General features: G+C 73.1%; 11 protein-coding genes. 4 read left to right on the top strand and 7 right to left on the bottom strand.

All coding sequences use genetic code 11. The features are described from left to right. Nucleotides 1-16 precede the first annotated feature (16 nt). Complete coding sequence (locus IEY98_RS16180; RefSeq protein WP_189211241.1) at nt 17-1540, bottom strand: S8 family serine peptidase; 1524 nt, start codon at nt 1538-1540, stop codon at nt 17-19. A 189-nt stretch (nt 1541-1729) separates the two neighbouring features. Between IEY98_RS16180 and IEY98_RS32665 the strand changes: the two genes are divergently transcribed. Together IEY98_RS32665 and IEY98_RS33300 are read left to right on the top strand one after the other, a co-directional pair. Beyond that, nucleotides 1730-2950 carry an AAA family ATPase gene (locus tag IEY98_RS32665; RefSeq protein ID WP_229786956.1) on the top strand — a complete coding sequence of 407 codons (1221 nt, stop codon included), beginning with the start codon at nt 1730-1732 and terminating at the stop codon, nt 2948-2950. Further along, nucleotides 2860-4458: a LuxR C-terminal-related transcriptional regulator gene (locus IEY98_RS33300; RefSeq protein ID WP_308425902.1), complete on the top strand. Its 1599-nt coding sequence runs from the start codon at nt 2860-2862 to the stop codon at nt 4456-4458. The genes IEY98_RS32665 and IEY98_RS33300 overlap by 91 nt, the downstream gene beginning before the upstream one ends. Here IEY98_RS33300 and IEY98_RS16170 read toward each other — a convergent pair whose 3' ends face one another. From IEY98_RS16170 to IEY98_RS16155, 4 genes are read right to left on the bottom strand one after another with little or no spacing between them, the layout of a single operon-like run. Beyond that, nucleotides 4459-5088: a class I SAM-dependent DNA methyltransferase gene (locus IEY98_RS16170; protein ID WP_189211239.1), complete on the bottom strand. Its 630-nt coding sequence runs from the start codon at nt 5086-5088 to the stop codon at nt 4459-4461. A gap of 45 nt (nt 5089-5133) precedes the next feature. Beyond that, complete coding sequence (locus tag IEY98_RS16165; protein ID WP_189211238.1) at nt 5134-5979, bottom strand: GNAT family N-acetyltransferase; 846 nt, start codon at nt 5977-5979, stop codon at nt 5134-5136. Between the two features lie 23 nt (nt 5980-6002). Further along, a complete protein-coding gene (locus tag IEY98_RS16160) occupies nt 6003-7553 on the bottom strand; it encodes a multicopper oxidase family protein (protein WP_189211237.1) in 1551 nt (516 codons plus the stop codon). Beyond that, a complete protein-coding gene (locus IEY98_RS16155) occupies nt 7546-7896 on the bottom strand; it encodes a hypothetical protein (RefSeq protein ID WP_229786955.1) in 351 nt (116 codons plus the stop codon). Before IEY98_RS16155 ends, IEY98_RS16160 begins: the two co-directional genes overlap by 8 nt. Before the next feature lie 115 nt (nt 7897-8011). Between IEY98_RS16155 and IEY98_RS16150 the strand changes: the two genes are divergently transcribed. Continuing rightward, the gene (locus IEY98_RS16150; RefSeq protein ID WP_189211235.1) at nt 8012-8893 is read left to right on the top strand and encodes a LysR family transcriptional regulator; all 882 of its coding nucleotides are present in this window, start codon (nt 8012-8014) and stop codon (nt 8891-8893) included. Nucleotides 8894-8904: 11 nt separating this feature from the next. Here the strand turns inward: IEY98_RS16150 and IEY98_RS16145 are convergent, their stop codons facing one another. Continuing rightward, a complete protein-coding gene (locus IEY98_RS16145) occupies nt 8905-10044 on the bottom strand; it encodes an NAD(P)/FAD-dependent oxidoreductase (protein ID WP_189211234.1) in 1140 nt (379 codons plus the stop codon). A gap of 156 nt (nt 10045-10200) precedes the next feature. On the opposite strand from IEY98_RS16145, the gene sigJ reads away from it, so the two are divergent. Then, on the top strand, nt 10201-11109 hold the full coding sequence (gene sigJ, locus IEY98_RS16140) for an RNA polymerase sigma factor SigJ (protein WP_373292400.1): 909 nt from the start codon (nt 10201-10203) through the stop codon (nt 11107-11109). Nucleotides 11110-11291: 182 nt separating this feature from the next. Here sigJ and IEY98_RS16135 read toward each other — a convergent pair whose 3' ends face one another. Then, nucleotides 11292-13526 carry a pyridoxal phosphate-dependent decarboxylase family protein gene (locus IEY98_RS16135; protein ID WP_189211233.1) on the bottom strand — a complete coding sequence of 745 codons (2235 nt, stop codon included), beginning with the start codon at nt 13524-13526 and terminating at the stop codon, nt 11292-11294. Between the last annotated feature and the right edge of the window lies 1 nt (nt 13527).

Here is a 13527-nt window from a genome sequence, read left to right as displayed (position 1 = left end):
AGGGTGGGTTCGGGGTTCAGAACGTGACCGACCAGCCGGTCAGGGTGCCGGTGTCGAAGCGGTAGACGTCGGTGACGCGCAGCTTCCACACGCCGTCGGCCTTCTCGCCGGAGGCGTCGACGGTGAAGGTCTCGTGGACGCCGTCGGACCCGCCGACCCCGGGGCCCGCCTTGCGCAGGGCGAACTCCGCGCCGCTCGGGCCGATGAGGTCGATCGCCAGGTCCCCGGCGTAGGTGTGGTCGACGTCGACCCGCACCGCGAGCGTCGCGGGGGCCTGTCCGCCGCAGCCGCTCTGCTCGACCGTGGACGTCACCGACTCGGTGTCCGGGATGGCGTAGTCCTGGTCGTTGGCGCGGCTCCCGCAGGCGGGCGGGTCGCCGCCGCCGATGTAGCCGGTGTAGAGCAGCTTGTTGGGTGAGCCGCTGCCGGGGTTGGTCACCAGGTTGGGCGTGGCGTTGGCGGCCAGCGCGTCGTGCACCTGCTTCGGCGTCGCGCCCGGGTTGGCGGTCAGGTGCAGCGCCGCGGCGCCCGCGACGTGCGGGGTGGCCATCGACGTGCCGCTGCCGGTGCGGAAGCCGCCGGTGTGGTCGGCTGAGTAGATGTTGCCGCCGGGTGCGAACAGGTCGAGGCAGGTGCCGTAGTTGCCGCTGCGGCTGCCGTTGTCGTTCATCCAGCCGACCGTGATCGCCTCCGGCACCCGGGCCGGGCTGGTCTGGCAGGCGTCCGTGCCGTTGTTGCCCCCGGCGACCGCGACGACGAACCCCTTGCTGACGAGCGCCTTGACCTGGGTGTCGCCCACGCCGACGACGTCCATGCCCAGGCTCATGTTGACCACAGCGGGCAGCTTGCCGTTGGCCGCCACCCACTCCATGCCGCTGACGGTGGCGGAGTCGGGCGCGGAGCCGCCGCAGCCGAGCGTCCGCACGGCGACGACCTTCGCCTTCTTCGCCACGCCGACGGTCTTGCCCGCGATGGTGCCCGCGACGTGCGTCCCGTGCCAGAAGCAGTCGCTGGCGTCGGCGTCGTTGTCGACGTAGTCGTATCCGAAGCTCGCCCGACCCTCGAACTCCGAGTGGTTCTTGTTCACCCCGGAGTCGATCACGTAGGCGGTGACGTCGTCCGCGGTGTTGGGGTACTTGAACAGCCTGTCCAGACTGCGGGTCTTCTGGTCGACCTGGTCGAGGCCCCAGGACGGCGGGTTCGGCTGCTCGCCGACCGCGCGGGCGGTCCCGTCCTGGTGGACGGCCTTGACCGCGGGGTCGGCGGCGAGCCGCCGCGCCTGCTGCTCGGTCATGCCCTTGACGGAGAAGCCGCTGAACGTGAGCCGGTAGGTGTCCATCACCTGACCGCCGTACCGCTGGGCGATCGACGCCGCGCTCGCCACGGCGTCCGAGCCGCGAAGCTCCACGATGTACTGTCCGGGCACGGGTCGGTCGGCCTGGGACACGACCCCCTCCGCCGAAGCGGTCGACACGCCCCCGCCGACAAGCACCGCGGCCACGGCGGCGGACACGAGTCCACCGCGTAGCAACCTGTGCATCCGGTCTCTCCTCTCGGTCACACCGGGCGGGCGACCGAAGCAGGGTGCCGACCCCCGGTGGCGGTGATTTGCCTTGCGACGACGAACTATGGGACCGCCCACAGTGGGAAACAACCGGGGAATCGGTACGTACCCCCGGACCGCCGATCCGGGTTCCGCTGCGGGCCCGGCATGCCTACTCTCGGATTCGTGCGTAGCGGACTGGTCCCGAGGTTCGTGGGACGCGAGCGCGAGCTGGCCGCCCTGGCCGACGCGGTGAACTGGCCGCCCGGCGTGGTGCTGGTCGAGGGCGCGGCCGGGGTCGGGAAATCGCGGCTGGTAGCTGAAACGGTGTCGGCGCTGCGCGGCGTGCACGTGGCGACCCGACGTTGTCTGCCACCACGGGACCCGTTCCCGCTGGGGGTATTCATAGAATTGCTCGCGGATTGCCGCAGACTCGGTAGCGTGCGGTCAGCCGCGGGCGCGCTGCGTTCCCGTTTGCCGGAGCTGGCGCACCTGCTTCCCCCCGACTCCCGCCCGGCCGCGCTGTTCGACGCGGTGCGGGACCTGGTGGCCGCCATCGGCCGCGCGGTGCTCGTGATCGAGGACGTGCAGTGGGCGGACGCGGACACCCTGCGGCTGCTGCCGGTCATCGCCGCGGACCCGCCGCCGGGTCTGACGCTCGTGGTGGTCTACCGCCCCGACGACCTGACCGGCGACGCCGTGAGCGCGGTCCGGGAGTTGGGCGCCCACGCGGCCGCCACGGTGTCGGTCGGCCCGCTCGACGTGGCGGGCGTCTGGGCGATGGCGGGCCCGGTGTCCGAGGCAGCGGCCGAGGTGCTCTGGGAACGGACGGGAGGGTTCCCGTTCCTCGTCGAGCAGGCGCTCGGCGTGCTGCCCCCGCTGGACCGCGCAGACCGGCGCACCGCGGCCGCGCTCCTCGACGACGCCCCGGTGCCCGGGCTCGTCAGGGACGCCGTCGCGGACGCCGTGCGCGCGCTGTCCCCGGCGGCGCGGGCGCTCGTCGAGGCCGCCGCCGTCCTCGGCGAGCCCGCGTCGGCCGACCTCCTGCGCGCCGCGGCGGATCGTCCCACCGCTCGTCCTGAGGACACCCGCGGCCTCCTGGTGGAGGTCGAGCCCGGCCGGTACGACCACCGGACCTGGTTCGCGCGCCGCGCGGTGTACGAGGCGCTGTCGGGCCCGGACCGCGCGCACCTGCACGGGGCGCCCTGCGGGTGCTGGCCGACAGCGCGCCCGCCCTGCGGCTGGCCACCCACGCCCGGCGTGCGGGCGACCTCGCGGCGTGGCTGCGGCACGGCGAGCGCGCCGCCGGACTGGCCATGGCGGCCGGACAGCAGGACGTGGCGATCGACCAGCTCCGCGCGCTCGTGGCCGCGCCGGGCCTGCCCGCCGCCGAACTGCCCCGGCTGATCACCGCGCTGGGCCGCTGCGCGCTGAGCGACACCCGCCACGACGCCGTGATCGCCGTGCTCGACCGGCTGCGCACCGACCCGAGGCTCACCGAGCAGACGCGCGCCGAGATCGACGTGACCGTGGCCCTGCTGATGGCCCGCACGCCGGGCGACCTGGCCAACAGCGCCGAGGCCATCACCGCGGCGATGAAGCGCCCGCCCGCCGCCGACGACGACCGGCGGCTGCGCGGGATCGCGCTGCTGGCCATGCCCTACTTCGGCACCCAGACGATCGACGAGTGCCGCCGCTGGCAGGACGTCATCTGCCAGCGGATCGGCAGGCTGCCGCCGGGGGCCACCCGGACGACGCTGCTGGCCAGCATCCTGCAGTCCCGCCACGAGATCGGCGCGCCCGGCGTCGACGAGATGATCCGGCTCCTGCCGAGCGAGGTCGACCCGGCCGACCACAACCACGTCCAGCAACTCGCCCGGGCCCACTGCAACCTCGGCGACACCTACGCCTGGACCGGCCACTACGAGCGGGCGCGCGAGTTCCTGCGCAGCGGGGTCGCCCACGCCGTCCGCGCGGCGGCGCCCTACGTGCGCGACATCGGCGACGCCACGGCCGTGCGGCTCGACTGGCTCGCGGGCGACTGGGCCGGTCTCGACCGGCGCGCCGACGCCCTCGGCGAGGCCAACCCGCACTCGCTGCCCATCGTCAGCGAGATGCGGCTGGTCCAGGGCTGGCTCGCGCTCGCCCACGCCGACTGGTCCCGCGCCGAGCGGTGCTTCCTGGCCACCCGGATGTCCGACCCGGACTCCGCTGTCGCCCCGGTCGCGATCGCGGCCACCGGCGGGATGATCAGCCTGCGGCTCGACCGCGGCGACATCGCGTCCGCCAGTGCGCTCGCGGACAGCGGTGTGGCACTCCTGCGGCACAAGGGAGTCTGGTCGTGGGCGGGCGACCTCGTGCCGCAGGCCGTGCAGGCCTACCTCGCCGCGGGCCGACCGGACGACGCGCGGGCGCTGGCGGACGAGTTCGACGCCGCGCTCACCACCCTCGACGCTCCCTATCCTGCGGCCGCGCTGGCCGCCGCGAGGGCCTACCTCGTGCCCGATCGCTCCACTTTCGACAGTGCGGCCGGGCGTCACCGGGCGCTCGGTCTTCCCTATCACGCCGCCCGCCTCGCCGAACACGCCGCGTGCCAGCCGCCGGTCGACACCGATGCCCTGCACCGGCTGGCGCAGGAGTACGAGCGCATGGGCGCCGCCATGGCGGCCGCCCGCTGCCGTCACCTGGCCCGCACGGCGGGCGCGGCGATCCCGTCCCGCCGCGGCAGAAGGGGGTACGGCAACCGCCTGTCCCCTCGGGAGGCGGAGATCGCCCATCTGCTCGCGCGCGGCCACACCAACCGGGAGATCGCCGAGACCCTGTTCATCTCGCGCAGCACCGTCGAGCAGCACGTGGCCAACACCCTCCGCAAGCTGGGCACGTCGCGGCGGGATCTGCTCAACTCCGCGTCGTGATCAGGGCTTGCGGACCAGCAGTTGGGCATGGCGGAACTGCCGCTCGTCCGCGTGGGGCTCGCGGACCATCCGGCCGACCTCGGCGAAACCGGCCTCGCGCAACAGGTCCGCGAGGCTGTCCGGCGACCAGCGGTAGGCCAGCGTGACCTTGTGGTCGAAGGGCCGCGGCAGCGGGTCGTCGCCCGCGAAGAACCCGAGCAGCAGGTGGCCGCCCGGGGCCAGCACCCGGTGGAACTCGGTGAACACGGCGGGCAGTCGCCCCGGCGGCATGTGGATGACCGAGTAGGACGCGAGAACGCCGCCGAGCACGCCGTCGGCGAGGTCCAGGTCGGTCATCGACCCCTCGTCGAAGCGCAGGCCCGGGTGGGCGCGGCGGGCCAGGGCGACCATCTCGGAGGACAGGTCGACGCCGAACGCGGTCAGCCCGAGCGCGTGCAGGTGCGCGGTCACGTGGCCGGGCCCGCAGCCGACGTCCGCGACCGGGCCCGCGTCCTGGGTCCGCACGAGCTCGGCGAACGCGGCCAGCATCGCGCGTTCCAGCGGCAGGGTCTCCAGCACGTCGCTGAACAGCTCGGCGTAGAGGGGCGCGACGGCGTCGTAGGCGGCCTTGGTGTCGGACGGTTCGGTCACGGCTGGAACATAGCCGTCGCCGGAGGTGGCAGGACGGCTTGCCCTCTAGGTGAAGTCGCAGACGTCGATGTCGGCGATGGGGCGGTAGCCGATGCGGCGGTAGAGGGCGTTGCTGGTGGGGTTGGCGGCGTTGGTGTAGAGGACCACGTCGGTGGCGCCCGCGGTCAGGGCGGCCCGGCTCACCTCGGCGGTGATGGCGGCGGCGTAGCCGCGGCGGCGGTGGCGGGCGGGGGTGTAGACGGGGTCCACCCGGACCTGGCCCGCGACCATGGGGTTCAGGCCCGCCATGGAGACCGGGACGCCGTCGGCGGTTTCCCAGTAGGTGTAGGTCTTCTCGGCGAACCGGGTGGTGGGCCAGGTGTCGGCGGTGATGGTGACGTTCTCGCCGAGGTCGGCGGCGAGGTCGCGGCACCAGCCCAGGAGGTGGTCGTGGTCCTGCCCGCCCACCGGGCGCGCTCGGCCCGCGGGGGACGGGTCGGGTGGGGTGAGGGTGCCGAGGCGGTAGAGGTGGAGTCGCACGCGCACCGACGGGGTCGCGCCGGTCCGCCGCTGCCAGGCTTGGGCGAAGGCGGTGGCGGTGGCGTGTTCGGCGCTCACATAGGGCAGGGCGTGCCCGAGGGCGTGCAGGTCGGCGGCGAGGGCGTCGGCCTGGTCGGGCGTCAGCGCGGTGACGCCGAGGCCGGAGGTCGGCAGGCGGTAGCAGACGGCGTGGACCTCGCCCGCGTGCTCCAGGCGGCCGAGCAGGGGCCGTCCGCCGAACGCGTCCGCCCCCCGGGTGCGCAGCTTCTCGGCCACGGACAGCTGCGTCGTGTGCAGAGCGGGGCGGGAGCGCAGGAAGTCGTCGGTGCGGGCGAGGAAGTCGTCGATGTCGGTCGTCAGCAGCCAGCGCATGCCACATGATGCCGGACGGCGGGCTAGGTGATCTCCAGATTGGCCATCATGCCCATGTCCTCGTGCTCCGCGTTGTGGCAGTGGAACAGGTAGCGCCCGCGGTATCCGTCGAACCGGGTGATGATCTCCACCGCCTCGCCCGGGCGCAGGGAGACCGTGTCCTTGAGCCCCGCGTCGTGGGGGAGCGGCGGGCGGCCGCCGCGGGAGAGGACCCGGAAGCCGACCAGGTGGAGGTGGACGGGGTGGTGGACGTCGGCGATCAGCCGCCAGACCTCGGTGGCGCCGAGGGTGGTGGCGACGTCCGTGCGGGTGGGGTCGAACGGGAGCCCGCCGATCACCCAGCCGCGGCCGTGCGGGGTGTGGCCCGCGCGGAAGGAGAAGTCGCGGACGGTGGTGGCCTCGGATCGCCGCCAGGTGGGCAGGTCGGTGGAGAGGACGTCGGGGACGCGGCTGTCGTCGGGGGCTCGGCGGGTGACGTGGAAGGCCATCACGTCGCGGGTGCGGTCGGCGCCCAGGTGGTTGATGAGCCTGACCCGTTCGCCCGGACGGACCTGACTGAAGTCGATGACCACGTCGTAGCGTTCCGCGGGAGCGATCGGCAGGCGGTGGTGGGGGACCGGGGCGGCAAGGAGGCCCTGGTCGGCCCCGATCTGCACCAGGGGCACCGGACGGCCGTCGTCGGTGACCGCCGCCAGCTCGTAGTGCCGGGCGTTGGAGGCGTTGAGGACGCGCAGGCGGTAGCGGGCGGCATCGACCTCGTGGACGGGCCACGGCGCGCCGTTGACCAGGATGACGTCGCCCAGGACCCCGCCCAGGTAGGCCGCGTGCACGCCCGGCCGCTCCCGCAGGGCCGGGTCGAGTGCCGGGTAGGCGAGGCCGCCGTCGGCGGCGAACGCGCGGTCGCAGATCATCAGCGGGAGCTCGCGGTCCCCGGCGGGCAGGCCGAGGTCGTCCTCGTCGTCGTCCCGGACGACGTGCAGCCCCGCAAGGCCGCGCCAGATCGCCGGAGCGGTGAAGTCCATGCGGTGGTCGTGGTACCAGAGCAGCGCGGGCCGCTGGTCCAGCGGGAACGTGTAGTCCCGGGTCAGCGTGGTCACGACGGCGCGCGGGTCGTGCATCGCGTGCGACGCGGTGTGGCCATGGGGGAGGACCAGGTCGGTCGGGTAGCCGTCGGACGACGCCGGGGTCCGGCCGCCGTGGAGGTGCACCACGGTGGGCACCGGGAGCTCGTTGCGGTGCGTCACCGTGATGGGCCTGCCCCGCCGCGACTCGATCGTCGGCCCGGGGAAGGTGCCCTCATACGTCCACAGTGGAGTCTTCAGGCCGGGCAGGATCTCCGCGACCGCTTCGCGCTGGGTGATCTCGTACCGGCCGTCGCCGACGGGCTCCAGCACGGCGGGGATCGGCAGCGGCGCCTGGAACGGCGGCGGCAGCGGCACGGCGCTGCGCAGCACTGCCCCGGTCATCGACGGCCTGCGGGCCAGCGCCGCCGCCGTCGACAGCCCGGTGGCGGCCACCAGCCCGAGCGCCCCGCCGATGCCCAGCACCCGCCGCCTGCTCATGCCCTCACGCATGCCCGTTCTCCGTCCGCGCCAGGGGATTCCGCCAGACGGCGATGAACTGCACGACGAGCGCGGCGATGGTCATCACGCCCAGCGGGACGTGCAGCCACAGCGCACCGTTCAGCCCCGCGAAGTACTGCGCCGTCTCCGCGACCACCACCGCCGACGTCGTCAGGAACGGCCACGCCCGGCGCAGTCGCGCCCAGACCGCGATCGCCGCGACCAACTGCAGAAGCCCGATCGAGGTGACCACGTCCGCCCCGACCGCGTGCCAGCGCAGGCCGTCGAAGTCGCCGGTCAGGTACACCCCGGCGAACACGGGCTGCCCGACCGCCGCCACCACGTGCGCGCTCACGACTCCTCGGAACACCCACTCGCTCGGCCGTCTCACCATGACTCCAGAGGCTATGATCACTCAGGCATCATGTCCAAGATCAGTATCGCTATGGCGTTATGCCTCGGGAGGCATGGTGGACCTGAACTCGCTCCGGCAGTTCCTGGTCGTGGCCCGGCTGGAGCACCTCAGCCGGGCCGCCGACGAGCTGCGCGTCGCCCAGCCCTCGCTGAGCCGCACCATCGCCCGGCTGGAGGGCGAGCTGGGCGCGCCGCTGTTCGACCGAGGCGGCAGGCTCCGGCTGAACGAGACGGGCCGGATCTTCCGCACGCACGTCGAGCGGTCCCTCGGCGAGCTCGACGCGGGACGGCGCGCGGTCGCCGAGGCCGTCGGCGGCGGGACCGGCACGGTGCGGCTGGCGTCGGAGACCTTCCTGACGCTCACCGCGCCGCTGGCCGCCTACAAGCGCGACCACCCCGCCGTCGAGATCGCGCTCCACTGGTCGCCCGCCGAGGACATGGCCCGCCGCCTGCGCGCGCAGGACGTCGACCTGTGCGTCGCCTCGCAGCCGCTGCACGCCGACGGCCTGGAGTCCGCGCGGCTGTTCACCGACCCGGTGGGCGTGGGCACGCCGCTCGACCACCCGCTGGCGGGCCGGACCTCGGTGCGCATCGCGGAACTGCTCGACGAGCCGTTCGTCACCGCCCGCGAGGGGCACTGGCTGCGCAGGCTGCTCGACCGCCTCTTCGCCGCGCACGGGCGCACGCCGAGGATCGTCTGCGAGGGCGACGAGCCCAGCGCCATCGCCGAGCTGATCAGCGCTGGGCTCGGCATCGGCCTCGTCCCCGGCATCGCCCGCCGCGCCGCCACGCGGGTCCCCGGCGCGTGGATCGCCGTCGACGACCCGGACTGCCGCCGTGACGTCACCCTCTACTGGGCCGCCGACGCGCACCTGTCGGCCGCCGCCCGGCGCATGCGGGCCGCGCTCACCGACTGGGACTGGGGCGCGGGGCGATGATCAGCGGGTCGCTACGAGCGGGCCGCGCCCCTGATCCACCGCAGCGACCCCGGCGAACGGGCCTCGCGGCGGATCTTCCACACCCCCAGGTTGCAGGTCAGCTCCTTGTACGCAGCCCCGGCGCGCCCGCCGAAGCAGACGTTCATCGCGGTGTCGTCCCGGCGGCCGAACTGCCGGAGGGCCGCGCGCCTGCCGAGGCTGACGCACATGCCGAGGAAGCCCACGTCGACCGTCGCCGGGTCGGTCCCCGCGATGCGGCTCAGCACGGTGTCGGCGGCCTGCGCCCCGAGTGGCGCCGCGGCGTAGCAGCTCATCCGCAGCGGCCTGCCCGACGGCGCGGCCGCGTCCCCGGCCGCGACGATCCGCTCGTCGTCCACGCTGGTCAGCGTCTCGTCGGTGAGCAGCCTGCCCAGCCCGTCGGTGCGCAGCCCGCTCGCCGCCGCCAGGCCGGGCACGCCGAACCCGCCCGCCCAGATGGTCAGCGCGCTCGGCCGGACCGCCCCGTCCGCGAAGACGACCGCGTCCGCCCGCACCTCGCCCACGACCTCCTCCAGCACCGTGACACCGTGCTTGGACAGCCATTTGGCGACATACCGGCGGCCCGACGCGCTCAGCGACGGCGCCAGGGTCCGCCCGCACACCAGCGTGATCGACCGGCCCCGCTCGGCCAGCTCGGCCGCGATCTCGATGCCGGTCAGCCCGCCGCCGACCACGGTCACCGGCGCGTCGGCGGGCAGCTCCGCCAGCCTGGCGCGCAGCAGCCGCGCGGGTTCGAGTTCGGCGACGTCGTGGGCGAACTCGGCAGCGCCCGGCACCGACGTGGGCGCCGACCCGGTGCTGCCGACGGCGTAGACCAGGTAGTCGTAGTCCAGCGTGCGCCCGGAGGCCAGCCGGACGGTCCTGGCCGCGGCGTCGATGCGCCGGGCGCTGTCGACGACCAGCCCGACGCCCGCGCCGAGCAGGCCGTCGTAGTCGTGCACGGCCTCGCCCGTGCCCGCCACGAACTGGTGCAGCCGGATCCGGTCGACGAACTCGGCGCGGGGATTGACGACGGTGACGCCGACGTCGTCGCGCTTGCGCAGGTGGTTGGCCGCGATCGCGCCCGCGTAGCCGCCGCCGATGACGACGACCCTGGTGGCCGGGTCGGACATGGGGAGGTCTCCCTTCTCGTGGAGGTCGCCCCGATCGGGGCGCGCCCCATCGACAAGGCGGGGCGCCGCGATGTGAGGCGGCGCGCGGACGTCACATTCCGCCGTGCCGCCCTGTCGTAGTGGTGAGACCGACGCGATCCAGGGGGAGTGGGGAACGTGACCGAACCGGACGACGGCCTGAGCGCGGTGATGGGCGAGCGGCGCGGGCTGCTCAACCTCGGGTACCGCCTGCTCGGCTCGCTGGCCGAGGCCGAGGACGTGGTGCAGGAGACCTACGCCCGCTGGTACGCCATGTCCCGCGATGAGCAGGCCGCCATCGAGTGCCCCGGCGCGTGGCTGACCAAGGTCGCGGGCCGCCTGTGCCTCAACGTGCTCTCCTCGGCGCGGGTGCGGCGGGAGACCTATGTGGGCGAGTGGATCCCCGAGCCGCTCCCCGACCCCGACGAGTGGACCACCGGGCGGGCCGTCGACCCGGCCGACCGCGTCACCCTCGACGAGTCGGTCACCATGGCCTTCCTCGTCGTGCTCGAATCGATGACCCCGGCCGAGCGCGTCGCGTTCATCCTGCACGACGTCTTCCGGTATCCCTTCGCCGACGTGGCCGAGATCGTCGGCCGCACCCCGGCCGCCTGCCGCCAGCTGGCCTCGTCGGCCCGCCGCCGCGTCCGCGCCGCCGACGCCCCCGCGCGGCGGCGGTCCCGCGACGCCGAGGTCGTCCGGAAGGTCAAGCGGGCGTGGGAAACCAAGGACATCGACGCCCTCATCGGCCTCCTCGACCCCGACGCCACCGTGGTCGCCGACGGCGGCGGCCTGGTCAGCACGGTGCTGCACCCGGTCACCGGCGCGGACCGGATCGTGCGCGCCCTGGCGCACCTCGAGGACCGGTTCCGCGACCAGACGTTCCTGGAGCGCACGGTCAACGGCCAGCCCGGCCTGATCGCCCAGCGGGACGGCGTCACCGTCTCGGTGTACGCCTTCGAGATCGCCGACGACCGCGTCATCCGCATCTGGGCGGTCCGCAACCCCGAGAAGCTCCGCCAGTGGACGGTGGAAACCCGGCACTGAGGGCGAGCGGCGGCAGGCGCGGGGGAGACTTGCTCACCAGCGTCGTTCCTCGCCGACGCGCGGTTGGGCGACGTCGGTGGCTCGTCTGTAGGTGCGGGCAGGCTGTGATTGCGGTGGTGTGGGGCCAAGAGGGGCGCCGCGTCTTGAGGTGCGGCCGTGCGCGGTTGGGTGGCTGGGCTTCGTCAGGGCGTGCTCGGGGTCATCGGGGCGGGGCTGTCTTGGGCCTGGGTGGGGATCGGGAGTGGGGTGTCGGCGGTCTCGTTCTCCCGGATGATGCGGGTCACCGTGTCGCGGAGGGCGGTGATCAGGGTGGGGGTGAAGTCGCCTGTCGCGGTGTCTGTCACCCAGGGGTCCATGGTTGTGGAGATCAGGTAGTCGAGGGGTTGTGTGCGGCCGTCCTCGATGCCCAGGCGGGTGCGGAGGCGGTGGAGGTAGGACGGGCCGTAGATGTCCGGGGAGAACTGCGAGCCGGTGACGATCAGGGGTGGCAGGGGAGTGGCGGGCTGATGGCCGACGGCTTGGGAGGGGGTGATGTTGAGGGCGTGGTAGATCTGCCGGTTCAGCGCGTTCATGGCGTCCACCCGCGGGTTCAGGACGCCGTCGCGTTTGAAGTTGATGATGTAGGCGATGATGACCTGGTCTGAGCCCAGCTCCTGGAGCAGTCGCAGGGCTTCGGGGTCGGCCAGGAGTTCGTCGTTCGTCTTGGGGACTATGCGTTCCCGGATGAAGGCCAGTTGTTCGTTCAGTTTGGCCTCATCGCCGGGATGGGTGCGTTCGGCGGGGAGGCGTTGGCAGGGGACGATGACGAACGGGTCGTTGTCGGTCGCCATCGTCACGATCGCGGCGTAGAAGCGCTTGCTGTTGAACAGGGCCTTGCCCAGCAGCTTGCCGTAGCCGTTCTGGTCGGTGGAGATGACGCGGTGGCTGAGGTAGACGCCCGCGGCGGCGGCTCCGGGTTTGGAGCCCTCGATGCCGTAGAAGCCGACGCTGGGGTCGACGCCGCCATGCGAGACATAGGGGGCGGAGATGCTGATCAGCTCGCGTTGGGCCTTGTTCCGATAGCAAAGACCGCCTGCGGGGTAAGGGATGAAGCCCGCCTTGTGGGGGTCGATGGTGATGGAGTCCGCCTGCGGCAGGGCTTCGTACTGCGCGGTGACGTACTCGCTCATCCACAGCTCGGGTGTCTCCGCCAGCGGCCCCGGGCGCAGCAGGGAGGCGAAGTAGCCGCCCCAGGCGGCGTCGACGTGGATGGGGTAGGTCAGGTTGCGTTGGTGGAAGTCCGCGCGGATCCGCAGCATCTCCGCCAGCGGGTCCACCGAACTCTGCTCCGTCGAGCCCAGCACCACCACGTGGGCCAGGACCGGCCGCCTCTCCGCGGCGCACTCGCCGAGCAGTTCGCGGACGTGGTCGGGCCTGGCGCGGGCGTCGAGGTCGACCTCGATGGGGAGCAGGTGCTGCTCGCCGATGCCCAGGATCATCGCGGCCTTGGGCCAGGAGTAGTGCTTGGTGATCGGCGCCAGCACCACGGGCGGCTTCACCTCGCCGCCAAGGTGCTTCTTGGCGAACTGCTCGTACCCGAGGTACTGGATGGTGTGGTTGTTGACCGCGTAGAGCTCGTCGGCGAGGCAGGGGTCGACCGCGACGATGCGGCGCGGGAGGTCGAGCACCTCGTCCACGGGCAGGTTCAGCAGCGACCACGGGTCCAGGTCCAGCAGGCAGTGCCGGGTGCCGTCCGGCAGGGACACCTCGATGTCGCCCGCGGGCCGCAGGTCGTGTTCGCGGCGGATGGCCTCGGCGACGGCGATCGGGTAGTACTTGAGGCTGCGGGCCGACCACAGCGCCTCGATGTTGGCGACCGTGCCGTCGCAGGTGATGTGGCCCCACGGGCGGGGCGAGGCGTTCTCGTCGCGGGGGACGGTGTAGCCGAGCATGCGGCACAGGTCGTCGCCGACCACGGTCTCCAGCAGGGTCGTGACGGGCGATCCCTCGACGGCGACGTTGTTCTGGTTGTAGAGCATCGCCGCGAAGTAGCCCACGATCGAGGGCAGGGTGAGGTCCCAGTTCATGTGCGCCTGGTAGCGGTAGCTGCAGAAGGGCACCGACCGCTCCAGCGCCTTCAGCAGGACCTCCAGCTGCTTCTCGATCTCGCGGACGCTGCTCCGGTACTCCTCGCCCGACTTCATCTCCTCGGTGACGTACGGCGGGTCGTCGTGGTAGTCCGAGCGCCGGTCGTCGCAGTGCGCCTTCACCGCGCGCAGCACCAGGCGGGACAGCAACTCCTCGTTCTCCGCCTTCGGGCCGAGGAACCACGCCGCCAGCGACGAGGTCCCCGGCACCGAGGACAGGTCGTAGTCGCCGAGCAGCGTGGACAGCTCCGCGGCGTGCTCCGCCGCGATCGGCGACCTCTCGTCCGTCACG

The sequence above is a fragment of the Actinokineospora fastidiosa genome, assembly GCF_014648415.1.
Lineage (GTDB): Bacteria > Actinomycetota > Actinomycetes > Mycobacteriales > Pseudonocardiaceae > Actinokineospora > Actinokineospora fastidiosa.
Note: the sequence above shows the minus strand (reverse complement) of the source record. Positions and strands in the feature narration are given on the sequence as shown.

Excerpts from the sequence above, each read along its gene's own strand:
- IEY98_RS33300 (WP_308425902.1), top strand. The coding sequence starts at position 2,860 with ATGGCGGCCGGACAGCAGGACGTGGCGATCGACCAGCTCCGCGCGCTC.
- IEY98_RS16165 (WP_189211238.1), bottom strand. The coding sequence starts at position 5,979 with ATGCGCTGGCTGCTGACGACCGACATCGACGACTTCCTCGCCCGCACC.
- IEY98_RS16180 (WP_189211241.1), bottom strand. The coding sequence starts at position 1,540 with ATGCACAGGTTGCTACGCGGTGGACTCGTGTCCGCCGCCGTGGCCGCG.
- IEY98_RS16160 (WP_189211237.1), bottom strand. The coding sequence starts at position 7,553 with ATGCGTGAGGGCATGAGCAGGCGGCGGGTGCTGGGCATCGGCGGGGCG.
- IEY98_RS16145 (WP_189211234.1), bottom strand. The coding sequence starts at position 10,044 with ATGTCCGACCCGGCCACCAGGGTCGTCGTCATCGGCGGCGGCTACGCG.